26 protein-coding genes are annotated in these 21,524 nt (G+C 66.7%); 8 read left to right on the forward strand and 18 right to left on the reverse strand.

The features are described from left to right. Positions 1–86: 86 nt before the first annotated feature. The 6 genes from K8O92_23595 to K8O92_23620 all read right to left on the reverse strand — a co-directional run bounded on the left by K8O92_23595 (position 87) and on the right by K8O92_23620 (position 3,987). Positions 87–1,256 (reverse strand): glutathione-dependent formaldehyde dehydrogenase, encoded by a 1,170-nt coding sequence (locus K8O92_23595; GenBank protein ID UAK30847.1) that lies wholly within the window; start codon positions 1,254–1,256, stop codon positions 87–89. Positions 1,257–1,268: 12 nt separating this feature from the next. After that, complete coding sequence (locus K8O92_23600; protein ID UAK30848.1) at positions 1,269–1,790, reverse strand: SRPBCC family protein; 522 nt, start codon at positions 1,788–1,790, stop codon at positions 1,269–1,271. Between the two features lie 132 nt (positions 1,791–1,922). Then, complete coding sequence (locus tag K8O92_23605) at positions 1,923–2,360, reverse strand: hypothetical protein (protein UAK30849.1); 438 nt, start codon at positions 2,358–2,360, stop codon at positions 1,923–1,925. Next, on the reverse strand, positions 2,357–2,725 hold the full coding sequence (locus K8O92_23610) for a helix-turn-helix domain-containing protein (protein UAK30850.1): 369 nt from the start codon (positions 2,723–2,725) through the stop codon (positions 2,357–2,359). The genes K8O92_23605 and K8O92_23610 overlap by 4 nt, the downstream gene beginning before the upstream one ends. 191 nt (positions 2,726–2,916) lie before the next feature. Further along, on the reverse strand, positions 2,917–3,090 hold the full coding sequence (locus K8O92_23615; protein UAK30851.1) for a hypothetical protein: 174 nt from the start codon (positions 3,088–3,090) through the stop codon (positions 2,917–2,919). A 240-nt stretch (positions 3,091–3,330) separates the two neighbouring features. Continuing rightward, complete coding sequence (locus tag K8O92_23620) at positions 3,331–3,987, reverse strand: hypothetical protein (GenBank protein UAK30852.1); 657 nt, start codon at positions 3,985–3,987, stop codon at positions 3,331–3,333. A gap of 18 nt (positions 3,988–4,005) precedes the next feature. Between K8O92_23620 and K8O92_23625 the strand changes: the two genes are divergently transcribed. Beyond that, positions 4,006–4,242, forward strand: a complete 237-nt coding sequence (locus tag K8O92_23625) for a hypothetical protein (protein UAK30853.1) — start codon at positions 4,006–4,008, stop codon at positions 4,240–4,242. Between the two features lie 55 nt (positions 4,243–4,297). Here K8O92_23625 and K8O92_23630 read toward each other — a convergent pair whose 3' ends face one another. Then, positions 4,298–4,714: a hypothetical protein gene (locus K8O92_23630; GenBank protein ID UAK30854.1), complete on the reverse strand. Its 417-nt coding sequence runs from the start codon at positions 4,712–4,714 to the stop codon at positions 4,298–4,300. Between the two features lie 176 nt (positions 4,715–4,890). Between K8O92_23630 and K8O92_23635 the strand changes: the two genes are divergently transcribed. Continuing rightward, complete coding sequence (locus K8O92_23635; GenBank protein UAK30855.1) at positions 4,891–5,484, forward strand: hypothetical protein; 594 nt, start codon at positions 4,891–4,893, stop codon at positions 5,482–5,484. 71 nt (positions 5,485–5,555) lie between these two features. On the opposite strand, the gene K8O92_23640 is transcribed toward K8O92_23635, so the two are convergent. Beyond that, positions 5,556–6,845 carry a helix-turn-helix domain-containing protein gene (locus tag K8O92_23640; GenBank protein ID UAK35905.1) on the reverse strand — a complete coding sequence of 430 codons (1,290 nt, stop codon included), beginning with the start codon at positions 6,843–6,845 and terminating at the stop codon, positions 5,556–5,558. A gap of 168 nt (positions 6,846–7,013) precedes the next feature. Between K8O92_23640 and K8O92_23645 the strand changes: the two genes are divergently transcribed. The 3 genes from K8O92_23645 to K8O92_23655 all read left to right on the forward strand — a co-directional run bounded on the left by K8O92_23645 (position 7,014) and on the right by K8O92_23655 (position 9,553). After that, positions 7,014–7,916 (forward strand): long-chain fatty acid--CoA ligase, encoded by a 903-nt coding sequence (locus K8O92_23645; GenBank protein UAK30856.1) that lies wholly within the window; start codon positions 7,014–7,016, stop codon positions 7,914–7,916. Between the two features lie 203 nt (positions 7,917–8,119). Further along, the gene (locus K8O92_23650; GenBank protein UAK30857.1) at positions 8,120–9,052 is read left to right on the forward strand and encodes a serine/threonine protein kinase; all 933 of its coding nucleotides are present in this window, start codon (positions 8,120–8,122) and stop codon (positions 9,050–9,052) included. A 249-nt stretch (positions 9,053–9,301) separates the two neighbouring features. Beyond that, on the forward strand, positions 9,302–9,553 hold the full coding sequence (locus tag K8O92_23655; protein ID UAK30858.1) for a hypothetical protein: 252 nt from the start codon (positions 9,302–9,304) through the stop codon (positions 9,551–9,553). Positions 9,554–9,689: 136 nt separating this feature from the next. On the opposite strand, the gene K8O92_23660 is transcribed toward K8O92_23655, so the two are convergent. From K8O92_23660 to K8O92_23680, 5 genes are all read right to left on the reverse strand, one after another. Next, positions 9,690–10,160, reverse strand: coding sequence for a hypothetical protein (locus K8O92_23660; protein ID UAK30859.1), 471 nt, complete (start codon positions 10,158–10,160; stop codon positions 9,690–9,692). 32 nt (positions 10,161–10,192) lie between these two features. Continuing rightward, positions 10,193–10,822 (reverse strand): DUF2231 domain-containing protein, encoded by a 630-nt coding sequence (locus K8O92_23665; protein UAK30860.1) that lies wholly within the window; start codon positions 10,820–10,822, stop codon positions 10,193–10,195. Positions 10,823–11,052: 230 nt separating this feature from the next. Beyond that, the gene (locus tag K8O92_23670) at positions 11,053–11,265 is read right to left on the reverse strand and encodes a hypothetical protein (GenBank protein ID UAK30861.1); all 213 of its coding nucleotides are present in this window, start codon (positions 11,263–11,265) and stop codon (positions 11,053–11,055) included. A 567-nt stretch (positions 11,266–11,832) separates the two neighbouring features. Beyond that, complete coding sequence (locus K8O92_23675) at positions 11,833–12,252, reverse strand: Hsp20 family protein (protein ID UAK30862.1); 420 nt, start codon at positions 12,250–12,252, stop codon at positions 11,833–11,835. A gap of 269 nt (positions 12,253–12,521) precedes the next feature. Then, a complete protein-coding gene (locus K8O92_23680) occupies positions 12,522–13,403 on the reverse strand; it encodes an alpha/beta hydrolase (GenBank protein ID UAK30863.1) in 882 nt (293 codons plus the stop codon). A gap of 86 nt (positions 13,404–13,489) precedes the next feature. On the opposite strand from K8O92_23680, the gene K8O92_23685 reads away from it, so the two are divergent. Continuing rightward, positions 13,490–14,080: an ABATE domain-containing protein gene (locus K8O92_23685; protein ID UAK30864.1), complete on the forward strand. Its 591-nt coding sequence runs from the start codon at positions 13,490–13,492 to the stop codon at positions 14,078–14,080. A 334-nt stretch (positions 14,081–14,414) separates the two neighbouring features. Here the strand turns inward: K8O92_23685 and K8O92_23690 are convergent, their stop codons facing one another. The 5 genes from K8O92_23690 to K8O92_23710 form a co-directional block, all read right to left on the reverse strand. Beyond that, positions 14,415–15,023, reverse strand: a complete 609-nt coding sequence (locus tag K8O92_23690) for a DJ-1/PfpI family protein (GenBank protein ID UAK30865.1) — start codon at positions 15,021–15,023, stop codon at positions 14,415–14,417. Between the two features lie 37 nt (positions 15,024–15,060). Beyond that, entirely contained in the window at positions 15,061–16,350 is a 1,290-nt protein-coding gene (locus tag K8O92_23695; GenBank protein UAK30866.1) for a Dyp-type peroxidase, read from the reverse strand. A 21-nt stretch (positions 16,351–16,371) separates the two neighbouring features. Beyond that, positions 16,372–17,097, reverse strand: a complete 726-nt coding sequence (locus tag K8O92_23700; protein ID UAK30867.1) for a DJ-1/PfpI family protein — start codon at positions 17,095–17,097, stop codon at positions 16,372–16,374. Between the two features lie 82 nt (positions 17,098–17,179). Continuing rightward, complete coding sequence (locus tag K8O92_23705; protein ID UAK30868.1) at positions 17,180–18,232, reverse strand: HD domain-containing protein; 1,053 nt, start codon at positions 18,230–18,232, stop codon at positions 17,180–17,182. Positions 18,233–18,339: 107 nt separating this feature from the next. Further along, positions 18,340–19,359, reverse strand: coding sequence for a helix-turn-helix domain-containing protein (locus K8O92_23710; protein UAK30869.1), 1,020 nt, complete (start codon positions 19,357–19,359; stop codon positions 18,340–18,342). A gap of 118 nt (positions 19,360–19,477) precedes the next feature. On the opposite strand from K8O92_23710, the gene K8O92_23715 reads away from it, so the two are divergent. Together K8O92_23715 and K8O92_23720 are read left to right on the forward strand one after the other, a co-directional pair. Then, entirely contained in the window at positions 19,478–20,107 is a 630-nt protein-coding gene (locus K8O92_23715; protein ID UAK30870.1) for a hypothetical protein, read from the forward strand. 516 nt (positions 20,108–20,623) lie between these two features. Beyond that, the gene (locus K8O92_23720; protein UAK30871.1) at positions 20,624–21,505 is read left to right on the forward strand and encodes a DUF4231 domain-containing protein; all 882 of its coding nucleotides are present in this window, start codon (positions 20,624–20,626) and stop codon (positions 21,503–21,505) included. Positions 21,506–21,524 lie beyond the last annotated feature (19 nt).

A 21,524-nucleotide genomic window follows, 5' to 3' on the forward strand; every position in this document is an offset into this window, starting at 1 on the left:
GGCGACGTCCGCGATCGACGTGGCGAAGCGCTCCACAGGCTCGACGCGGTTACCCGCCGGCTCCGCCCGTCCCGGTGCGACGGGCGTCAAGGCCGGAAGACGGATCGGATGCAGCCTTCCTTCTTGTTCTTGAAGACGTCGTAGCCGTACACCGCGTCTTCCAGCGGCATGTCATGAGTGATCAGGTAGGAGGGGTCGAGGTCGCCTTGCTGGATGTAATCGAACATCCGGGGCACGTATCGCTGGCCGTTCTGCTGTGCGGTCCGGATGGTGAGGCCCTTGTTCGTCACGACGCCCATCGGAAACTTGTCCGTCAGACCGTAGATGCCGAGCACTGAGACGACGCCACCTTTCCGGCACGCGAGAATCGCTTCGCGCAGCGGTGTCGCGCGGTCGGATTCCAGCCGGAGCAACTGTTTGGCCCGGTCGTAGAACTGCTGCAGTCCCGTGCCGTGTCCTTCCATCCCGACGGCATCGATGCAGGCGTCCGGGCCGCGGCCGCCGGTGCTCTCGCGCAAAGTCTCCTGGACGCTGTCGACGGCGGTGTAGTCGATCGTCTCGGCGCCGAACTGCTCGCTCGCCACGCTCAATCGCTCGGGAAAACGATCGATGACGAAGACCCGGTCGGCTCCGAGCAGACGGGCGCTGTGTCCCGCCATCAATCCGACGCCGCCGCTGCCCCACACCGCGACGGTGTCGCCCGGCTGGATGTCACAGAATTCCGCGCCCATCAGACCGGTCGGCACGGCATCGGACAGGAAGAGCGCCTGCTCATCGGTGATGCCCTCCGGGATCGGAAAGCAGTTGACGTCGCCGAAAGGAACGCGGATATATTGCGCGTGAGAGCCCTGATAGCCGCCGAAGGGGTGGGTGTAGCCGTAGATCCCGCCGCTCGGGTAGCCCAGAATCGGCTGTTGGAGTGCGCCGTTCGGGTTGGTGGTGTCGCAGAGGGCGTACAGTTCGTGGTCGCAGTACCAGCACGATGTGCACCCGATGAAGGACGGGACGACGACGCGGTCGCCCACCTTCGTCGAGGTGACTTCGGCTCCGATTTCGACCACCTCACCCATGAACTCGTGTCCGAAGACGTCGCCTTCCCGCATTCCCGGCAGATATCCGTCGATGAAGTGCAGGTCGGAACCACAGGTGGCGGTCAGGCGGACCTGCACGATGACATCGTGCGGGTTGACCAGGACGGGGTCGGGCACGGTTTCCACGGCGAGGTCGTCGACGCCGTTCCAACAGAGCGCATGCATGTCAACTCCTGTTCACCGAGCCGTGGAGCGAGCGCTCGGGTTGTGGGCCAGGGTGGGCATTTCGCCGGTCTGCAGCCGAGCGCGGGCTCGGTAGAGAGCGGTGAACATCCCCGCGCCGGTCAGCAGGTCGGGTAGCGGGGTCCGCGCTCGCATCGTCACTTCGGTACCGAGATCCCGCGGCGCGTCACGGAAGCTGATTTCCAGCTCCAGTCCCTGCGCGGAAGGGGTGTCCTCGTCGGTCGAGCCGACGAACCGGAGGTGCCCGTCCTCCTCGAGCAGCGTGGTCTTCCAGGTGGCGCGTCCGTCGGCGCCCGAGTGCAACGTCCACTCGTAGGTCGACGGTTCGGTCGCTCGGACCTCGGCGACCTCGCCCAGGACCTCCGACAGGTTCTCCGGGTCGCGCCAGAATCGCTCGACCTCGGCTCGTGGACGGGCGATGGTCACGGTCTGGCTGCTCGAGTGGCTGCTCGCCGACTCGATTACTCGCCCCACGAGATCGCTCAGCAAATGTTTGGTCTCATCGATGTAGTGCACGGGGCCTCCTCTCGCTCTCCGGTCCTGGACGCGCGTGAAGTGCCGTTCCCTGTGGTGCGCAGGGCGCAGGTGCTATTCGCAGAGGGAGCGAAGCCATCGCCGCTGCGCACGTCCTATGCGGTCTCGGAGCGGCTACCCGGGGTCGAAAACACCAAACCGGAATCGCCGTTTTTCATTCGAACTCGGTGAGAGCGGTCGGCTGTGGCGATCTTCCACCGTTCGCGGCGCGTCTGTCCCGGTGCGTCCGATCCGGTGGAAGAGCAGCAGCGCGACGGACAGGTAGGTCGCGGCAATGATCGAATCGACGATTCCTCGGACGGATTCGCTGCGGTAGAAGCGGTCGAGTGCGGCGATGGTGATGACGCCGGAGCCGAAGAAGTACCCGGCCATGAGGGAGGGCAGCGCGGTGCGCCGAGGGAGGAATGCGGCGATCAGCAGAACGAGGGAGAAGCCGAAATCAGGGGCGGCGAAGATATTGTTCGCGCGGTAGCCGGGATCGAGGATGAGCGTTGCCAGTAACCACAGGCTGACCGGGATGGCGCAGGCTCGGGCGACGTCGATCAGCGTCATGGCGCACTTCCCGACAGGTCGGCATCCATCGGCGAGGCCGGGCGACTCGGCTCGGCGTGCGCGAGGACCGAGGCGACCAGGCCGGGGAATCGAGTATCCAGCTCATCGAGCCGCAGCGTGTTCATGCGCTGGCGACCCTGATCGAACTGGCGGATGATCCCGGCATTGCGAAGCGCCTTGAAGTGGTGACTGAGCGTAGAGGGCGCAATGCCGAGACCGAAGGTGCCGCAGGGTCTATCGCCCCCGTCCAGGAGCGCGCGCACGATACGCCGTCGGGTCGGATCGGCGAGCGCGTGCAGGACGTCGTCGATCGATACGTCATCGATCTTCGGGTGGGTCGCGGACTTCCATCGCCCGAGTGGCATCGCACCTCCGCCGAGTGACATCTCTTCCAGAACTGCCGAAGAGATGCTAGCGCGCCGTACATGTAATCAACAGTGCTCGAAGAGAATTCGGCGAGTCGACATGACATCCGGTGCGCGCCGGTAGCGATCGATGACCCGGCCGAAGAGTCCGATGCCGACCAAGGGTCGATCTCCTGCTCGGACCGCAGGGATCAGGCGATCATCGCAGCAGCCGTTGCTCGATCTATACCGGCCATCATCGGTCCGGCGATGTCCAGGATCGGCGAGCCCGCGGTCGTGATGACGTCGCGCGGCGAGAATTCCGCGAAACCCGCCGCGTTCCCGGCGTCGTCCTCGACGGTGCCGGTGAGAGACCAGATGTGCACGAGGCTCGCGTCGGTGGTGGGGGAGCCCTGCGGCGCGTGATCATGGCGTGGAGCAAGGCATCGATGATGGGCCGCGCCCGATATCGGATCGCGGGTGCCGCGTCGGAGCGCCGAACTCTGCCCCATCGTTGCCGATTTCGTCGACCGGACATGAACTTCTCCGTCGAGATTCGTTTCCGGACGAGGCATGGATCCGGATGTGGCTGGAGTTCTCAGTCCAGATTGACGGACCGGCAGTGGTCAGGAAGTCGTCCGAGCCGGTATCCGAACGGCTATTTCGCCACTCAGGTCGTAGTCTCCGGACAGCCGCAGACGGTCTCCGCTCCAGAACCGGCCCGGGTCGTACCAGTCCGGGTTACGGCGTTGGGGGAGCAAGCCCATCGCCTGGTATGTCGCAGCGACGATTTCGGCGCAGTAGGCGTTCTCCAACCCCCGGGCGGCCGACCGGCTCGGCTTGCGGCGGGGAAGGCGTGTGCGGCCGCGCAGCCAGCGTCCCGCCAGACCGGCGGTGGAGGGGAACGGGGTGCCGTCGAGCCGGGCGATGGTGCGCAACACGCTGTCCTCCATCTCCTGGGTGGCAGGAGGGTTCAACTGGCGCAACCAGGCCTGCTGTCCGTAGCGGTGTGCCCACACCAGCACCGCGTCGCGCAAGTTGTGCAACTGGACGCCACGGTGCGCGGATCCCGACCACATGTCCGGAAGCGACCGCCCGAGTTCCGCGTGCCAAATCAGTGCGGGTAGATCGTCGATCACGACGGACATCCCGACATGGTTGACCGGGCTGTTCGTCGTCATCCGGATCACCCGGTCCACTGTCGAATGGCCACGGAAAAGCCAAATGTCACCTGTTCTGGTGACCTCGACCGCTCGGTCGAGACTGATGCCCGTACCCGTCATGGTCGTAGCCTATGCGGTATGAGGTGGTGGAAGGCAGTGGGATTGGCGGGTGCGGCCGGTGTGGTCGCCACCGGTGTCGTGGTGGTGCGCGCCGAGCGCCGCCGCCGCGCCTACACGCCCGACCAGGTCCGGGAACAACTACATGCGCGATTCGCCCAGGCGGCGTCGGCTCGGGAGACAGTCGAACCAACCGCTGCGCAACCACGAGTACTCTCCCGTGTCACTCGATCCATCCGACGGTTGTTCCGTCGCTGACCTGCCGCGAACCGGTCGGCGGAATATCGCTCGCCGAGGGGCGGATCAGGCTCCGCTATGCCGCGGAGCCTGTCCTTCCCATGCACTGCTCCAGCAATTTCCGCGACAACAGCTCGGGCAGCGCGGGATCTTCCGCGCGCCATGCGCGATAGACCCTGTGCACGAGATCCATTCCGGCGAAACCGTACAAGCCGGTGATCCGGGCGCAGTGGTGCTTGTCCGGGCCACCATCGCGGAGCTCGACGTCGTAATCGACGCGGGGTTCCTCGTCGGCGTCCGCGTCCTGGTCACCGCCGTAATCGAGAGGAATCTGGAAGTAGAACTGGCCTGCGGGCTCGCGATCGAGCCTTTCCGCTGTCGCGTACGTCCAGCGGGCGTTCAGGCTCGCGAAGAGGTCGTGCGCCTCGATGTCGCTCGGATCATCCAGCGTCCGTCCGCTCGCATCGAATGCTCGAAGTCTCGGTGCCGTCACGCGCACGATCGTAGTTCGGGGCCGGTGGGAACGACGTGGACGAAACCCGCCGGGCCACCTGTCGCGCAGCGTCGCTTCTGCGCAGTGATTCACCCGTCAGAGGTGAATCCGATTCTGCTGGGCGCTTCATACACTGCCCTGTGCCCACCGAAGAGCCATCCGGAGAGGGGAGAGCAATGGCAACACCCACCGCGTCCGGTCTGCTGTCGCCAGAAGAGTTCAGGAGCCTCCTCGACGCCATCCGTGCCCATAGCAGAGCGGCAACAGAATCCATCGCGGCCGGCCACGGTGCGCTGCCCGCCTACCCGCTACCCGATCACCTTGAACCGGCGCGGCTGGATCGACTACCGCAGCCGGTCCGCGATGTCTTCGACGACTTCGGACGCGCGCCCATGCGAGATCAACTCCTCGACAACGAACAGAGACTCGCTCCCGCCGCCGATAGGTGCGCGAGTGGCCGGATGAGCAGAGCGGATTTCGCAGACCTGATCGCTCGGCAAATCGCGGACGACAAGACGCGGTTCCACGCGACCACGGATGATCTGACGACGAGGTTGTGCGACCTCGGCGACGAATATCCCGACAGCCGTGTCACCATCGTGAACGCGATGGAAAGCTACCTCGAGTTCGCACCCGGGCTCTGGAACCAGGTGTACGACTACCTCATCGAGTTGGAACAGGACTGCCGGCAACTGTGGCCGGGCGTCCCGTCCTACTTCGACGGCTTCCGGAACGAGGTGGAAGAGTTCTTCGTGGGCCTCACGAGCTGATCCGAACCCCGCAGGTGGGGTCGTCGGCCGGAGCGCTCGTCACTGCCGCGCCGGACAGCGCCTACGCTGGATCAGCCGTTCTCGTGGCGGCGCCGCGGTGGTCCGTACCACTGGCAGATCAGAAGAGCCAGTTCGATGTCGAGTCTGTCGTCGGCGATCGGTTTGCCGCGCCGCGACAATGCCCGTCCCACTCGATATTTCACCGAGTTGTAGTGCAGGTCGAGTTCTGCCGCTGCGGCTGTGTAACTCGAACCGGCGCGCAGGAATACTTGGAGCGTCTCGCGCAGCCGTGCGTCGTTCTCGTCGGCGGAGGCCAGGTCGCCGAGCACCTCGCCGACCCATTCCCAGACCTCCGCGATTCTGCCACCGAGTAGAGCAGCGACCGACAATCCGGAGTCACCGGCCGCGGTGATGCGCTGTTCGACATCCGCCCGGGCCAGCGCGACCGCGCGGGCGTTCAAAGCAAGGTGATGAGACCGGCGGAACCCTGCCAAACCAGGCGCCATTGTTCCGATCGCCACCCATGGCGCATCCGGCTGTGTGGCCGCGAAACCCCGGACTCTGTCGACCGCGTCGGGTTGCGCCGAACGGTAGGGCAGCCACGCCCAGCCGCTCATCTGATCGTCGGCGACGAACAGGGCGCTCGCGGCGGTTCGCGCTGTCTCGGCCGATTCACGCACGAATCGTTGCAGCTCGGGCAGTCTGTCACCGTAGGACCCGGTATCGGGGTACCAGACGATGAGTGCCAGATGGTGCCAACGCAGCGGATAGCGAATCTGGTCGATCGTGCGGTCGATGTCGACGCCCTTCTTGCCCGCCAGTAGCTCGCGCACGCGCAACGCGCGCACACTGTTGCGAGTTTCCAACCACTGCTCGCGCTCTTCTTCGTAGGCGGCGACGACCTGCTGGATGATGTGGTCGAGGTACTGGAACAGCTTGGTGCTGATCGCGCGTCCGACGAGAAAGCGATCCGCAGGCGATATATCGGCAGCCTGTATTTCGGCGAATATCAGTTCGGTTGCCCGCCGCTGGCCGAGGTGATAGGCCCGAACCAGGGTATTGAGCGGGACGCCGTGCTGAGCCAACCGCCTGGTGTATTCGATCGCTGCCGAAGGCAGGTATATCCGTGACACCGAAATGTCGTGGCGCAACGCGTGCAGTAGTGTGTCGACGTTGCCCTGCACGCTGGCCCGGAGCAGTTCGATGGTGGGAACATCGGCACCCAGTTCGGGTATATCGTCCCCGAGTCCCCGGTAGATGCTCGCGCTGATGTCCGCCACCCGCTCGGTCATGCGGGCGGCGATTCTTGCGACGATACGGTCGGGCTCGATATCACCGTTGCGACGAGAACCCGTCACCATTCGATAGTAGTTACCTCGTCGTGGAGCGGGCACGCCGCATGCGCGCCCGATACTGTCTCGTGGCGACAAAGCAGGCGAAGAATTTGATCGATTCGCGACGGTGCCGACCTGCGCAGTGGTTCCTACCGTGGTCAGCATTCCCCCTACACCGTTGCTGGAGGATGTCGCATGACGCTTTCTACCGTCCCGGACCGTCGCGCCGTCGCCGCGCCGTACGCTCCCGCGCTTGCCGATGACAGCAACCAACTCGACAACGCCGGATTTCTGGCCGCCGTGCGGCGTGCCGCGGCGGGCTTGCGCGCCGCGCGCGTCACGACCGGCGATGTTGTCGCCATCATGCTGCCTGACAGCATCGAGCTGTTGGTGTCGCTGTTCGCCACCTGGCGTTCGGGTGCCACGGCCAGCCTGGTCGACCCGTTGCTGACCGACTCGGAGACCAGTCGGCGGATCGCGGAGGCGGGCGCCGAGATCCTCATCGCGCAGCGCTCACTGGCGGATACCCTGTCGGTTCGAACTGTCACCTCGGTCCGAGAACTCTGCGTCGCAGAACCCGGCGCCACCGAAGCAGCGCCGCCCAGCCCGGAGGCACCGGCGCTGATCACATACGGCGGAGGCAGCAAACGCACCGTGCTCGACCACCGGAACCTCGAGGCCATGTGCCGGCTGGTGATCGAGGTCTTCGCCTTGACCGACACCGAGCACAGCCTGTCGATCATGCCTATGTGGCAGATGAGCGGCATCTTGGTGGGAGCCTTGTCACCGCTGGTCGCTGGGGGGCGCGCCACTGTGGGGGGTGCCGTAGACCCGAGAACGTTCCTGGAACGAATCGAGCGCACCCGACCCACCTACTTCTCTGCGGTGCCCAGCCTGTACGCAGCGCTGTCCGAGCTGCCCGGACGGATTCCGAGAACGATCTCGTCCGTCCGGTTCGCCATCTGCTGCGCGGCGCCGGCCGGGATCGAATTGAAAACGGAGTTCGAAGACCGCTACGGCATACCGATCGTCAATGGATACGGCTTGAGCCAGGTCATCGCGCGAGCGCACTCGATCGGTTCCCCGGCATCCGCTTGAACGGGCAGCCCGATGACCCCCTGTTGTAATTACTGTAGGTCCGCTTTCGTCGGGAGGGCCGGGCAAGACGCCATAATCGCGACCTGCGGTACACCGGATTCCCTCGGCTCGTCCGCTGGGTTCGGCGTGACGGTTCGACTGGCCGAATAGGCAGCATTCCACAGCTGGGGATGCGACCGGCGCCACCACACTATGGTGAGGCGGTGGCACTCGAGTCAGGTGAACAGTTCGCGGGATTCGTCGTGCGGGCCCGGTTGGGGCACGGCGGCAGCAGCGAGGTGTACCTGGCCGAGGACCCCGCACGGTCGCGGCCGGTGTCACTGAAGATCTTGGGTCCGGACGACAGTCGGTCAGCCGTGGCGCGTGCGCGATTCGTGCACGAATTCGAGATCCTCTCCGCCTTGCGGCACCCCGACATCGTGCGGATGTACGCCCACGGCGAATGCGACGGAAGACTGTGGTCGGCGCGCGAGTACGTGGCAGGCACGACGGGGGCGGCATTGGTGCGCATGCCCCACCAGCACCCGAACCTGCCCCGGGTACTGCACATGCTGACCCATATGGCGGCAGGGCTGGATTTCGCGCACGCCAACCATGTCCTGCATCTCGACGTGAAACCGGCGAATGTGTTGCTCGGCGTCGACGACCCGGCGACGGTGAAGATCTCGGACTTCGATCAGGCCCGGTGGTTGAACCGGCCCGAACCACCATTGGCCACCGATGGTTTCATCGTGGCGTCGGTGCCGTATGCCGCGCCGGAACTGCTGCGGGCGGGCACGGTCTCCCCGGCGACCGATCAGTACTCGCTGGCCTGCGCGGCCGTCGAACTGCTCACCGGCCTCCCGCCGTTTCCACACCCGAACCTCATGGCCACCGCGGAGGCCCACCTGCACGACGCACCCCCCGGCATCTCCGAACGCCATCACTGGATTCCGCGAGAGGTGGACGCGATCCTGCACCGGTCGCTCGCCAAGAAGCCCGGCACCCGTTACGACTCGTGCTCCGAACCCATCCGACTGCTCACCGAGGCACTGCGCGACGTCGATCCACGCCCCTTCGCCCCGTTGCTGAACCGCGCGAAGTCGATATTCGGACGATCGCCCCGCCGACAGGCGCGGTCGCGTACCCCACGATGACGTTTCGATCGCCGATCGGCAGCGGCCTCCATATGACAGCGGAGCATTTGCCGTCAACCCGAATGTCGGGCCGGGGGGATAGTTGGCGCGAGTCCGGTGAGGTCGACCGCGTGCGCCCCGGGAATGTGACCGCCGGAGGCCGGGCAGACCGAGAGCCAGTGGGACGGGAACTGTCGCATCCCGCAGTGTTTCCCACCCCGCACACCGGGTACCGCCCGTGGGTCATCGCGAGAAAGGGAGTGATGCAAGATGCGCAAGACCATCGCCATCCCATTGACAGCCCTGACCCTCACGCTCGGCGGAGTAGAGGTAGCCGAAGCAGCCCCCATCCCTTCGCCATCACCGCTGGCCCAGGACATCCACGTGGATGACGACAGCAGTGACAAGACCGGCCTGTGGGGCTTGCTGGGCCTCCTCGGCCTCGCCGGTTTGACCGGCCTGGCTCGCCGCAAGGACAACCGCACCGTTCCCACCACCGGCACCCACCCCCGCCAGCCCTGACATAGCGCGACCCGTGGGGCCCCTGTCACGCGGCAGGGGCCCCACCGGTGCGTGCGCCGATGCGGCCGAGTCCGCGGACTGGCACACCCGCCTGGTCAGCGAGGTGCCAGTGCCGGGTGTCCGACTTCGGCGGCTGTCAGCTTCCCCCTCCCCCGAGGGCGGTCAGCAGTACCAGTACCACCGTTGTGACGGCGAAGACGCCGTGACCGGCGACGACCGCAACGGGGAAGTGGCTTTCGGCAGCCTGCTGTGGGCTGGCCGGAGCCCGAGTCTGCTGTGGGCCGGCCGCAGCCCGAGTCTGCGGTGGACCGGCCGCGGCCCGTTCGCGGTACACCGGCAGCCAGCGAGCCAACATGAAGAAGCCGAGCAGGGCTACCGGGATCAGGAGGACGAATGCCGTCCACGCCAGCGCGTCCTCGTCGACGACGAGGTAGATGATCCAGACGATCAAACCCGCGACGGCCAGCAGGAAGTGGCCGAATACCACCGGGGGCGGCAGTTGAGTCGTACCCTGCTCCCGAGTGCCGCCTTTCGAGATCCACGAGGCGAGCAGGACGAATCCGCCTCCTGCGGTGAGCAGCCAGGTGATCAATGCCGCGATGGCCATGACGATCTCCTTTCGGTCGGAACGGATGGGGATCAGCGCCGGAAGCCCGCGGCTTGGCTCGCCTCGTCGGCCACGCGGACGCCGTAGTGGTAGGCCAGCTTTCCGCCGAGGTAGCCCGACACGCCCAAGGCCACGAGGCTGATCGCCGACAGCAGGAGCGGACCGAGCGCCACGGGACCGTGCGGACCGTCGCCCGCTCGGCGCCACAGGAAGCCGATCGCGAAGGCGACCGTGACGGCTATGTTCAGGCTCATGTGCAGCAGACCTGTTCGGAACGCCGGCGTGCCGCTCGGGATCGCCAACAGGTCCAGGAATCCGACGGCGGCCGCGGCCACCGCGCCGAGCACGCCGATCGCGATCAACCACAGCGCGCCCTGCGCGAGGAAGTCCGGATCGTCCACGATCCGTGAACCGATGTCGAACACCAGGCTCGCCGCCCAGGCGCCGATCGGCACGGTGACCAGGATCGGGTGGAAGGGATGCCCGTATGGGCCTGCCAGCAGCCCGCTGACCGGGCGCTTGGCCTGTTGTAGATCACTGGTCACGACAACCTCCGAACTGATCGCGGCTGTGTCTCTCGGGGGTAGCGGCGGCGGGTGGAGCGAACGTCTCGGCTGGAGATACCCACCGCGTTCCGAATCACCCCCGGCCTTACCGGTCATTGATCGAGGTCGGCGGTGCTTGCGGCCGGCACCGGGGTGCCGGGCGGGGTTCCGCGCCGGCGAGGTGAGTTACCACGGAGGCGCCGACAGCCGCAGCATGAGCAGCGCGACGAGCGATGGGTGACCGAGAATCACTGGCGGAGTTTGCGCGAATGCGTCGGCAGGCTCGGTGCACGCCGATTTCTGGGCATGAACCAGGCGACGGTGCCGGGGACCGCTTTCGGTCGAAGTCAGTAGGCGAGGGGATAGTCCTCGTCGGGGAGCGGCGTGAGCAGCGACTGATCGATACGGTCGGCGATACCAGCGGTGTCGAACGCGGTACGAATGCGTTCGGCCAGCGGTGTGAGCGTCGTGGTGTCCAGTCCGAAGTCGTGGTCGGCATGGTAGGCGAGGACGTCTTGCTCCGCGTAGTCGGTGTCGTTGCTCATGGGGAAGGCGGACATGACGAATCTCCTTTCGTTCTGCTGACCGGTGGTACGGACCCAGCCGGGGGAGGGGCCTGTGTCCCTCCCCCGGCCTGGAGAAGAGTGACGTGACTACGAGCAGGTTGTCCCTGCGGCGATGCCGTCCTCCCTGCCATGCCGCATGATGCGGCGGTGCGCGCGGAGCAGGGTCGCACGCTGTGCTCGAATGCGCCTGGCGCAGGGGCGGCGACGGCTCGCCGCGGAACTCCTTTCCATCAGTCGAATTCGGGCATCACCTCCCTTCTTTACGTCGTCGTATGCGGCTCGGCGGAGGAGCGCGTTGGCTGGCACGCCCCGCCCCGGGCCGCCTCCCAGGCGTTCCCACCGGGTCCTGGCCGGGTCGCGGGCTCGGCGTGCGCCGTGAGCGCGGCGCCGGGACCCAAGGGTATGGCCGCCCGCGCATACGGTCGCGGGCTTCGCACAGAATCGCGTCCACCTCGGCGAACAGCTGCTCCAGGTCGGGATCGAGCAGCCAGGCGTCGAACTCGTCGATCGACTGCGTGCTCGGAGCGGAACCGGTCATGACGGTGCCTTCCGCCGCAGCGTTCAGGCGTCGATCGCCTGGTGCCCGTCGCCGCGCCCGATGGCGATCTTGCGCGGCTTGGCCCTTTCCGCGATCGGAATCGTCAGCCGGAGTACGCCGTCGGCATAGTCGGCACGGACCTGGTCGGTATCGAAGTTGTCGCCCAGGAACAGTTGGCGGCTGACCTCGCCTCGAGGGCGTTCCGTGGCGATCATCTCGCGCTGTGCGTCGAGTTCCCGTCGGCGTGCGCGGACGGTCACGACGTCGCGCTCGACGTCCAGTCCGAGGGAATCACGGTCGATGCCGGGAGCGTCGATCTCGACGACGAACTGGTCGCCCTCGCGCCAGGCGTCCATCGGCAGTACCGCGGGGCCCGCCGCTGTGCCGAACACCTGCTGCGTCAGACGTTCCAGATCGCGGAACGGATCGGTGCGCATCAGCATGGGTCGTCACCTCCAACTCACTCTATTCTGAATAGAACGAATCAGATTAAGTGTGTCACCAGACATAGATTCTTATAGCACTGATGTCGGTGCCGCGCAAGGGTTCAGTGGAGAAAACTTCCTGTGGACCCGGGCTCGGCCAGTCGAACTTCGGCCGGATCGCCACCTTTCGGTCGGACTCGCTGGTTCGGGTGAAGTGTCGAGCGATGGGATGGTTCGGGAAGCGGGTCGGCGGGGCGCGTCGTGAGTTGGTCGCCCGGTCCGCGCAGTCAGTCCGATTCCATCGCAAGGTCGTGGTCTAGGAAGTCCGCGATGAGCGGGGCGATCTCGCGTAGGTGGGTTTCCAGGGTGAAGTGGCCGGTGTCGAACAGGTGAAGTCGCGCTTCGGGTAGATCGGCCAGGTAGGCGTGTGCTCCTGGCGCCGGGAAGAATGGGTCGTTCGCGCCCCAGACGATCAGCGTGGGCGGGGTGTGTCGCCGCAGCCACGACTGCCATTCGGGATAGGCGCGGACGTTGGAGTGATAGTCGAAGGCCAGGTCGACCTGCGCCCGCGTTCGTCCCGGTTGGTCGAGATAGTACTGGTCCAATGTCCAGCCATCCGGTGCGAGCAGTGCGGGCTCGGCGACGCCTCCCTCGTACTGGCCGCGAGTGCCTTCGAGGGTGAGCAGTCGGCGGATGGTGTCGTGCGCCCCGTCCTGGTCGGGGCGCAGGCCGATGAACTCGCGGGCGTCCTGCGACAGCCCGGATTCGTAGGCGTTGCCGTTCTGGATCACCAGCCCGGTGATCCACTCGGGATGGCGCACCGCCAGCCGGAAACCCACCGGTGCTCCGAAGTCGAAGACATACATCGCGAATCGTGACAGTCCCAGCTTTTGGACGAAACCTTCGGTGATATCGGCAAGCCTGTCGAAGCGGTACTCGAAATCCTCGGAGGTGATGGTGTTTCCGAAGCCCGGATAGTCGGGCGCGATCAGTCGGTAGTCGTTGCCGAGCGCATCGATGAGGCGGCGGAACTGGTGAGAGGCCGAGGGGAAGCCGTGGAGCAGCAGGAGGGTCGGCGCGTTCGGGCGCTGCGGGACGGACTCCCGGTAGAACACCGCGACACCGTCGACGTCGAGGTGGCGGTGCAGGACCAGTGGCAGTTCATTCATTATTCGCATGCTTTCTTATCGCGAGGTCGCATTAGTGATACTCCGATTGGTTCTAATGTGTCAACCTGATGAGTTAGCATTAGTGCATGCGCGATCTCGAACCGCTGATCGGCGAACCACTGGCTCTGGACCTGGTCAACACCCGACCCCTCGGGGCCGATCTATTGAGCACGCCCCAGCAACTCGCCGCCTGGCTGGACCTGCAGAACGGCCGCCTGTCGGAATCGCTCTCCTCGCCGGCCGGCGAGGACCTCGCCGCTGTGCGGGCGGTGCGTGAGTACCTCACCGCCGCGGTCGAGGCACTACTGCGAGGGGAGCGCCCGCCTGCGGCGGCATTGCGCGGACTGGGGGACGCCCGAGAGGCGGCCCCGGTCACCCGTCACCTCGACTGGAACGGCAACGCGGTCATCGCAATCGCTCGCCGCGCCGGAGACCCCGGTGCACGCGTGGCCGCGGAACTCGCCGACTCGGCGATCGACCTGCTCACCGACCCGCGCATCTCCCAGCTCAAACGCTGCGCCGCCGATGATTGCGTAATGCTGTTCCTGCCCACCCATCCGCGCAGGCAATGGTGCTCACCCGATCGATGTGGCAACCGCGCACGGGTCGCGCGCTACTACCAGCGCCAGAAGTCACGTTCGACCCGGGACCGGGACGCCGGGGGCTCCGATCAATAACGTCCTCGACCACGCACGGCTGTCGTCATACCGCAGGCGTATCCGCAGCCATCGGGTCGGGCGGCAGGTGACAAGAACGAGAAGCGTCAGCAGTGGCCTGTCAAGCGGATCGAGGCCCTGACCACCCCACTGCGCGAGCAGCCTGGACCACGTATTCGTTGACCGGTCCGGTCGACCACAAGTGATGTCGGACGCCGGAGCGTGCGGCGGCGATCCCGGATGCGGTCGCCGCCACACGGATGAGTTCAACGGCAGTGCTCTGGACGACCGTTCACCGGCAGCTCGGCGTGGCAACAGCCGTGCGCCGGCTGGTGTCTCGTCATCGATCGCACACTCACCGGACACCGGGTTCGTCGGCGAGGTAGGGCGGTGCCGGGTCATAGTGGATTTCGCGACGCACCGCCCGCGCGTGCGCGCGGCCGTGGAGTTGGCCGACGAGCCACAGCGCGCTGTCGATGCCAGCCGAGACACCTTGACTGGTGAGGATGTTGCCGTCGATGACGTATCGTGCGTCTCGGACGACGGTGACGTCTCCGCGCGCTTCGAGTTCGTCCTCGTGTTTCCAGTGGGTGGCGACGCGGCGTCCCCGGGCTGGGCCGGCGGCGTGTAGCAGGAACGCTCCGGTGCAGACGCTGACAACCCACGCGGCATCTGCGGCTGTCCGGGCGATCCATTCGGTGACGACGGTGTTGTACGGCTCCACCTTTCGTGCGCCGCGCCCGCCCGGGATCAGCAGTACGTCCAGCGGTGGGTGATCGTCGAGTGTGTGGTCCGGCAGGACACGGAGTCCTTTGCTGAATCGGACCGGGTCGGGCCGTTCGGCTATCAGGACGGCGCGGTCGGTGTCGTCGCGCAGGATCGCCGATGCGGTGAACACTTCCCAGGGGCCTGCGAAGTCGAGTTCTTCGGCGTTGTCGAAGATGAGGATTCCGTACGTGGTCATGGTTGCCTCTCGGTCGGCTCGGGGGAAGCGGCAGCGCTCATGGGAGCAACGCCGCCGCGATCGACTCGTTCGGGATCGCGCCGGGCGGGACGGCGAAGATCGCGCTGCCGGTGTGCTCGATGAGGGGGTTCATCCGGTCTTCGGCGGCGAGTGCATTCTGCGCTCTGATGAATTGTTCGGGCGGGTTGTTCATGTAGGCGGCGAACAACAGGCCGGCGTCGAGCTGGTTGTGGCCCCCGTGAGTATGTTCGGGCGTGCCGGGCAGGTGTGTGTGCGGAGTCTCGGGGGAGGAGCCCGCGGCCCCGGCGTTCGAGATCAGTGTGCCGTAGTCGTAGTTGTAGCCGCGGCGCAGCATCGGAATGTCATGGACCAGTCGCACGTGGGCGCCGGGCGGGATCGCAAGTTCGCCGTCTCGGCCGTGGTGGGTGAGGTCCACCGGATCGGATTCGGCCGCACCGCCCAGGGGCGCCCCATCACTGCGGCGGCGGCCGATGATGCGGTCCTGCTCGGTCTGCGGCAGCTGGTCCCATTCGGCGGTTCTCATGCGGATTTTGCGGAACACCAGGTAGCTGCCGTCCTGGAACCAGCCGGGTTCGTCGGCGGAGCGAACCCATACCGTTCGATCGAACTCGGTGTTGCCCGGGCGGGGGTTGGCGGTGCCGTCCTTGTGGCCGAACATGTTTCGTGAGGTGCCACCGTCGGCAGGACGGCTCAGGAACCCGTGCTGGGTCCAGCGCAGGCGCGCCAGTCCCGGCATGCGTGCCCGCAACGCGCGGAATGTGTGGCTGACGATCTGCGCGTCGTCGGCGCATATCTGCACCAGCACATCGCCGCCGCACCACGCCGGATGCAGGATGTCACCGGTGAACGCGGGTAGCGCTCGCAGGTGTCGCGGACGCTGGGCGGCGAGCCCGAACCGCTCGTCGAACACCGAGGGCCCGAGGCCGAAGGTGACAGTCAGGCGAGCCGGAGCCAGCCCGCTCGCGAAGTCGGTGTGGGCGCTGAACCCCGGTGGCGTCCCCGGTTGCTCCGGGAGCGGTGCACCGGCCGCCGACGCGGCGGCGGTCGCCGTCCAACCGGCCAGGAGTGCGCGCAGCACCTCACGGTCCGGTCGCGCGACATCGACCGCCAAGAACAGCGCGTGCGACTGCGCGGGGGTCGCGATGCCTGCCTGGTGTGGCCCGTAGAACGGGTTCCAGGCGGGTCCCCGGGGTGGTTTCGGGTGCGGTTGCGCGGCCCGCGACCACACCGGTCGCCGCGGCTCCCGCCGTCGCCAAGCCCGCGCCGAACAACCCGCGCCGGGTGACGCGCGGCGATTCGGCTTCATTCCGGTCCGCAGTAGATGTGCTCATGCCCTGTCCCGCCTCCACACTGTCCCCCGTCGCTCGTACTCCATGATTTCCTCGATCGCCACGGCGATATCCGAACCCAATTCCCGCTGCACCAACCACAGAGCGAGGTCCAGCCCGGAGGTGACGCCGCCAGTGGTGACCAGATCGCTGTCGTCCACGACCCGTGCTCGGGTGATCACGCCCCCTTCGCGCTTCAACTGCTCGATCAGCCGGTGGTGTGTCGTGCGCGGCCTGCCCCGCGTGATCCCGGCCGCCGACAGCAGCATCGCGCCGACGCAGACCGATGCCATGGTGAGGCCGTCGCGCCAGGCGGCGGCCAGCGAGCGCGGGAGGTGCCCGCGCGCGATCTCACCGGGCACGCCGGGCGCGCCCGGCGGCAAGCCGTAACCGCCGCCGGGCACCACGATCACATCGGCGCGCTCCGGAGCCCACCCGGCCGAGACGTCGATCCGGGTGCCGGACATGAGCACCACCGAACCGGGGGTCGCCGAGGTCACCAGCTCTACGCGTGCGCCGGAGTCGAAATGCGTCGCGTAACCGAGCACTTCGAGCGGGGCGAAGACATCCAAGTCGTCGACGCCGTCGAATACCAGGATCTGCACCCGCCACCGGCCCGGCCCGGTTCCGCCGCGGGCCGGCGGAACCGGTGTCAACGGACTCGACAGCGCACCCGCTCCGGCGACAGCGCCGAGTCCCGTCCGCAGCACCGCACGCCGGTTCATGGGCGCTCGCGATCACCGCACGGCGCGGAGGTCATCGAACGATGTGCGCGCCAAGGAATTCCGGTGCGCGCGTCCGACCCGCTCATAGGGAGAAATACAGGTCGTCGAGCACATACCGCCACGACCCGTCGCTCCCGCGCCGTGCGATCTCGGTCGAAGTGGAGATCACCGGGTCACCGACCGGCGGCGCGCCCGACACGGTGGCTTCGTTGGAGATCAGAGCCAGCTCCCCGACCACGTGCACGCGGCGGACTCGCAACTGGATCGTCGCCCCGGAGTCGATCATCGCGGCGAGCGAACTCCGGATTGCCTCGGCGCCGGATCGCCGATCACCGGGGCTCGGGAACAGCAGCGCCGTCGGCTCGTACAGCGACATCAGCGCGTCGAGGGCACCGGCGTTGAAGTACCGCGCGAACAGCGAGGCCAGTTCGGTGGGCCGCCGGGCTCCGAGGCTACGGTCACCGATCCGTACCGGTCGGTCGTTCCAGCCGGCGTCCTCGACGACGTCGAACCACGTGGTCGGCGCGTGCGTCGGGTAGTAAAGCTGGCAGAGCTGGCCCGGGAAGGTGAACCAGCTGCCCTTGGCGGGATTGTCACGCACCTGCCGGGCCAGAATCTCACCGAATGCGTAGCCGAGGTCGTAGCGTGGCCACACCGCATGCACTCGATCAGCGAAACCGTCGGGTAGCTGTTCGCGCCGCAGCCCGGCGATGTCGGCTCCGGTACCCATCTGCATCAGCGCCTCGACCGTACCGAAACGACGCGCGATGCCGTCGCTGGTGTGCAGGGCGACAGCGTTCCACACCGTCTGCACCCGCTGCTCGTCTACACCCTTGCTCCTGAGGAACTCCGCCGCCGCGTCGGCTCCGTCTATCTCGAAACGCTGGTCGCCGTTCGCAAAGTCCGTCGCCCCGAGGTCGTGCAGTAGACAGCTGAGATACAGCAGCTCGTCGTCGTAGTCCGCGCCGGCCCGCAACCCGTCGACCGCGGCCAACTCCCGCGCATACAGGTAGGCGCGCACGCAGTGGTTGTAGACCAGCGGCGGCGACACCTCGGCCACCAGCGCGTCCGCGGCCACGGCGAGATCCGAAGCGGGCAGTGCGAACTGGGTCGGATCGGCGTTTTGAACGGTCATCGTGCTCCTTCCGAAATGTGCGCACTCAGTGTGTGCCCGGAAGTAGCGGCCGCCCAGTGGCCAGATAGCCATCTATTGCCCAGATCCGGCCACAGTTTGTTCGTAGCTCAGTGCGTGGACTCGGCCATCCGACAGGTCGGCCCCTGGTGGTGATCCACGGACCGCATGGCACGGCCGGAATGGTGAAAGTTGTTGCGGTAGGCCTGCGGAGACGTCCAGGTCAGCCGGGCGAAGTGGTAGCGCAGGGTCGTGGCGGCGCCGAAGCCTGCCTCCTCTGCGATGCGGTCGATCGACAGGTCGGTGGTCTCGAGCAGCTGCTGCGCACGATGCACACGGGCGCGTAGCAACCATTGCAAGGGAGTGGTCCCGATCTCGGCACGGAACCGGCGATTGAGGCTGCGCACGCTGATCGCCCCGTGCGCGGCGATGTCGTCGAGGGTGAGCGGGCGGTGCAGGTTGACCTGCATCCAGTCGAGGACCGGTTGCAGCGATGTGTCCGGGCTTTCGGGGTCGGTGTAGGTGATGAATTGCGCTTGCCCACCGTCTCGCTGCGGCGGCATCACGATCCGGCGGGCGGTGTCGGCGGCCACCTTGGCGCCGAGATCCCGGCGAACCATGTGCAGGCACAAATCGAGCCCCGCCGTTGCCCCAGCCGAGGTGAGTGCCGCGCCGTTGTCGATGAACAGCACCGAAGCGTCCACCTCGACGAGCGGATACCGGCGCGCCAGCTCGGCGGCGTGTTCCCAATGGGTGGTCGCCCGTTGCCCGTCGAGCAGTCCGGTCGCGGCAAGAGTGAACGCGCCGACGCAGACGGAAGCCATCCGTGCTCCGCGCGCGGCCGCGTCCAGCAGCGCCTCGCGAACGCAGTCGGCGGGTTCACGCTGGAACTCGGATTGCCCCGGCACGAGGACTATGTCGGCATCGGCGACGCTGTCGAGAGCCCAGTCCGTCTGCAGTCGCACCACGCCGTGCACGGGGGCGATGGCGGCAGTGCCGCCGATCGTGACAATCCGGATTTCGTAATGCTTTCGCCCGCTCACAGAATTCGCGGCGCCGAACACGAAGCCCGGGAGCATTACTTCGAAACCGAGCGCGTTGTCAGGAGCCAGGACTGCCACGATCGCCATGGCCAGAATTTAAATGGATAGGCTGATAACAGCCACCGGCGGCCCGGCGCTGCCCGGGCCGCACCACTGACGCGGGCTCAGAGGCGCGGTGAAGATTCCGGGTACTCTCCAGTTCGTTATGGTGTCCGCCGTCCTGCTACTGACTGCCTGCATCCAGCTGGCCTGCGTGGTGCTGCTGTGGACTCGCATCACCCGAATCCCCCGGATCTGGTTGCTGGGCCTGGTGGGCATCGGCGTGGCTTACGACTCGGCGATCGTCGGGCTCGGAGCGACGCTGGGGGAGGGGGCGTTGCTGCATGCTCTGAGTCTCGGCCGATTCGTCGGCCACGCCCTGCTGACCCCGCTGCTGGTGCTCTGGGCGGCCGACCGAACCGGAGCGAGCCCGCGGTGGCGGCGGTCGGCGCTGGTGCTCACCGTCGCATTGGTGGCGTGGGGCGTGCTCACCGAACTGCCGCACCTGCGACTCGTGCCCCGCTGGTTCGCCGATACCCTTCGCTATTCTGCCGAATCCCCGGCACCTCCGGTGCCCGCGCTCGTCGTGACTGCGGTGCTGCTCGCCGCCGGAATCGTATTGTGGCGCAGCGAAGGGCGCCTCTCTCCGTTGCTGAGCACAGGACTGCTGTTGCTCGCGTCCGCGACGGCCGTGGCCGTTCCACCGCTCGGCAATGTCGGTGAAGCCGTAATGCTCGCCGCATTCACAGGCGCCGAAGTGCGAGTCTCTTCGGGAAGCCGATATGTCGGCGAGTAGCGATGACGAGCCCGAGACGGGCGCCGGCGCTAAGTGGCGACCGCCCGTCTGCCACCGATGCACTGATGATCCGAAACAAATGCGCCCCGCGCCGGATGTGCGCAACGGCAACCCGCCAGCGGGTCGGCGGGAACTTATATGTTCCTACGTAGATATGCGCATTCACGCATGTTGCTTGCGGTAAGGCGAATGCGGTTGCGGCATTGCGGAGAACAGTGGTCCGGGGTGCCGGAGCTGTCGGCCACGGGCGCTGAGTCGACAACCGGCGACCAGGTACGTGAGGCACCCGCTCGGGTGGAGAGCGGATCATCTGGTTCCGACTGGAACCCGTTGGCGGAAACCGACTCCCAACTACTTCCAGCCGATGATCCGGTTGGAAAGCGCATCGCGCATCGCGGCCAGCCAGAACGCGGGGGAGCTCGACGGCCCAGGACTCTCTACACCTGAAGTTCGCCCCTCGCGGTGCTCTATTCCGTGTCATCATTCCTGGGTTCGCGTATTGGTGGAGGGGGACACATGAGTCGGATGTCCGATGCGGACATGCCCGCGTTCTGGCGCAGTGCGGACGCGGCGTCGTTGCGGGGGCAGCAGATGACGCTGCGGCTCAACCGCATTCGGCTCGGCGGGACGGTGTTCGCCGCGGTCGGCGGAGCGCTGACCTGGAAGGCAGGCGCCGTCAATGTATGGGGTGTGGTGGCACTGCTCGGGTTCGCCGCCGCGCTGGCAGCGGAGATCGTGTCGAGCACTGTGCGGCCGGAGCAGGACTGGTATTCCGGGCGCGCGCTCGCGGAGTCCGCCAAGACCTTGGCATGGCGATATGCGGCGGGCGCTGCTCCGTTCCTGCCCTCGATGAGCGCGGCCGATGCCCGCGCCGCGATGCGGGACCGCCTTGCCGCCATCGCCGCGGAGTTCGGCAACCAGATTCCGATCGGAGCGGGCGATGCCGTCGCCACGTCCGCGATGCAGACATTGCGAGCCGCCCCGTTCACGGAGCGCAAGGCTGTCTACCTCCGGGACCGCACCGAAGACCAGCGTCGGTGGTACGCGAACAAAGCCGAGGACGCGAAGCAGAAGATGTCTCGGTGGCGTGTTGCACTGGTTTTCGGAGAAGTTCTGGGATTGGTGTTGGCCGGGTTGCGCGCGTTCGGCATCTGGGAGATCGACTGGTCAGGTGTTATCGCCGCCTGCATCGCCGCGGGTACCGCATGGATGGGCATCAAGCAGTACGCGGCACGGAACTCTGCCTACGCCACGGCAGCGAACGAACTGGCCTTGCAAGCCGACAAACTGGCCGATGTCTCGGAAGCCGAATGGCCGCAGGCCGTCGCGGACGCAGAAGAAGCCATCAGTCGCGAGCACACCATGTGGCTGGCATCCCGCACCGCCAACCTGCTGTGAGCTCGTCCCGGCTTTCGTA

Origin of the sequence: Nocardia asteroides, from assembly GCA_019930625.1 — a bacterium.
Lineage (GTDB): Bacteria > Actinomycetota > Actinomycetes > Mycobacteriales > Mycobacteriaceae > Nocardia > Nocardia sputi.

Bases quoted from the DNA above. Each gene is read 5' to 3' on its own strand.
- K8O92_23595 (UAK30847.1), bottom strand. From the start codon at position 1,256: ATGCATGCGCTCTGTTGGAACGGCGTCGACGACCTCGCCGTGGAAACC.
- K8O92_23605 (UAK30849.1), bottom strand. From the start codon at position 2,360: ATGACGCTGATCGACGTCGCCCGAGCCTGCGCCATCCCGGTCAGCCTG.
- K8O92_23610 (UAK30850.1), bottom strand. From the start codon at position 2,725: ATGCCACTCGGGCGATGGAAGTCCGCGACCCACCCGAAGATCGATGAC.
- K8O92_23620 (UAK30852.1), bottom strand. From the start codon at position 3,987: ATGACGGGTACGGGCATCAGTCTCGACCGAGCGGTCGAGGTCACCAGA.
- K8O92_23625 (UAK30853.1), top strand. From the start codon at position 4,006: ATGAGGTGGTGGAAGGCAGTGGGATTGGCGGGTGCGGCCGGTGTGGTC.
- K8O92_23635 (UAK30855.1), top strand. From the start codon at position 4,891: ATGGCAACACCCACCGCGTCCGGTCTGCTGTCGCCAGAAGAGTTCAGG.
- K8O92_23640 (UAK35905.1), bottom strand. From the start codon at position 6,845: ATGGTGACGGGTTCTCGTCGCAACGGTGATATCGAGCCCGACCGTATC.
- K8O92_23645 (UAK30856.1), top strand. From the start codon at position 7,014: ATGACGCTTTCTACCGTCCCGGACCGTCGCGCCGTCGCCGCGCCGTAC.
- K8O92_23655 (UAK30858.1), top strand. From the start codon at position 9,302: ATGCGCAAGACCATCGCCATCCCATTGACAGCCCTGACCCTCACGCTC.
- K8O92_23660 (UAK30859.1), bottom strand. From the start codon at position 10,160: ATGGCCATCGCGGCATTGATCACCTGGCTGCTCACCGCAGGAGGCGGA.
- K8O92_23665 (UAK30860.1), bottom strand. From the start codon at position 10,822: ATGACCGGTAAGGCCGGGGGTGATTCGGAACGCGGTGGGTATCTCCAG.
- K8O92_23670 (UAK30861.1), bottom strand. From the start codon at position 11,265: ATGTCCGCCTTCCCCATGAGCAACGACACCGACTACGCGGAGCAAGAC.
- K8O92_23675 (UAK30862.1), bottom strand. From the start codon at position 12,252: ATGCTGATGCGCACCGATCCGTTCCGCGATCTGGAACGTCTGACGCAG.
- K8O92_23680 (UAK30863.1), bottom strand. From the start codon at position 13,403: ATGAATGAACTGCCACTGGTCCTGCACCGCCACCTCGACGTCGACGGT.
- K8O92_23685 (UAK30864.1), top strand. From the start codon at position 13,490: ATGCGCGATCTCGAACCGCTGATCGGCGAACCACTGGCTCTGGACCTG.
- K8O92_23690 (UAK30865.1), bottom strand. From the start codon at position 15,023: ATGACCACGTACGGAATCCTCATCTTCGACAACGCCGAAGAACTCGAC.
- K8O92_23695 (UAK30866.1), bottom strand. From the start codon at position 16,350: ATGAAGCCGAATCGCCGCGCGTCACCCGGCGCGGGTTGTTCGGCGCGG.
- K8O92_23700 (UAK30867.1), bottom strand. From the start codon at position 17,097: ATGAACCGGCGTGCGGTGCTGCGGACGGGACTCGGCGCTGTCGCCGGA.
- K8O92_23705 (UAK30868.1), bottom strand. From the start codon at position 18,232: ATGACCGTTCAAAACGCCGATCCGACCCAGTTCGCACTGCCCGCTTCG.
- K8O92_23710 (UAK30869.1), bottom strand. From the start codon at position 19,359: ATGGCGATCGTGGCAGTCCTGGCTCCTGACAACGCGCTCGGTTTCGAA.
- K8O92_23715 (UAK30870.1), top strand. From the start codon at position 19,478: ATGGTGTCCGCCGTCCTGCTACTGACTGCCTGCATCCAGCTGGCCTGC.
- K8O92_23720 (UAK30871.1), top strand. From the start codon at position 20,624: ATGAGTCGGATGTCCGATGCGGACATGCCCGCGTTCTGGCGCAGTGCG.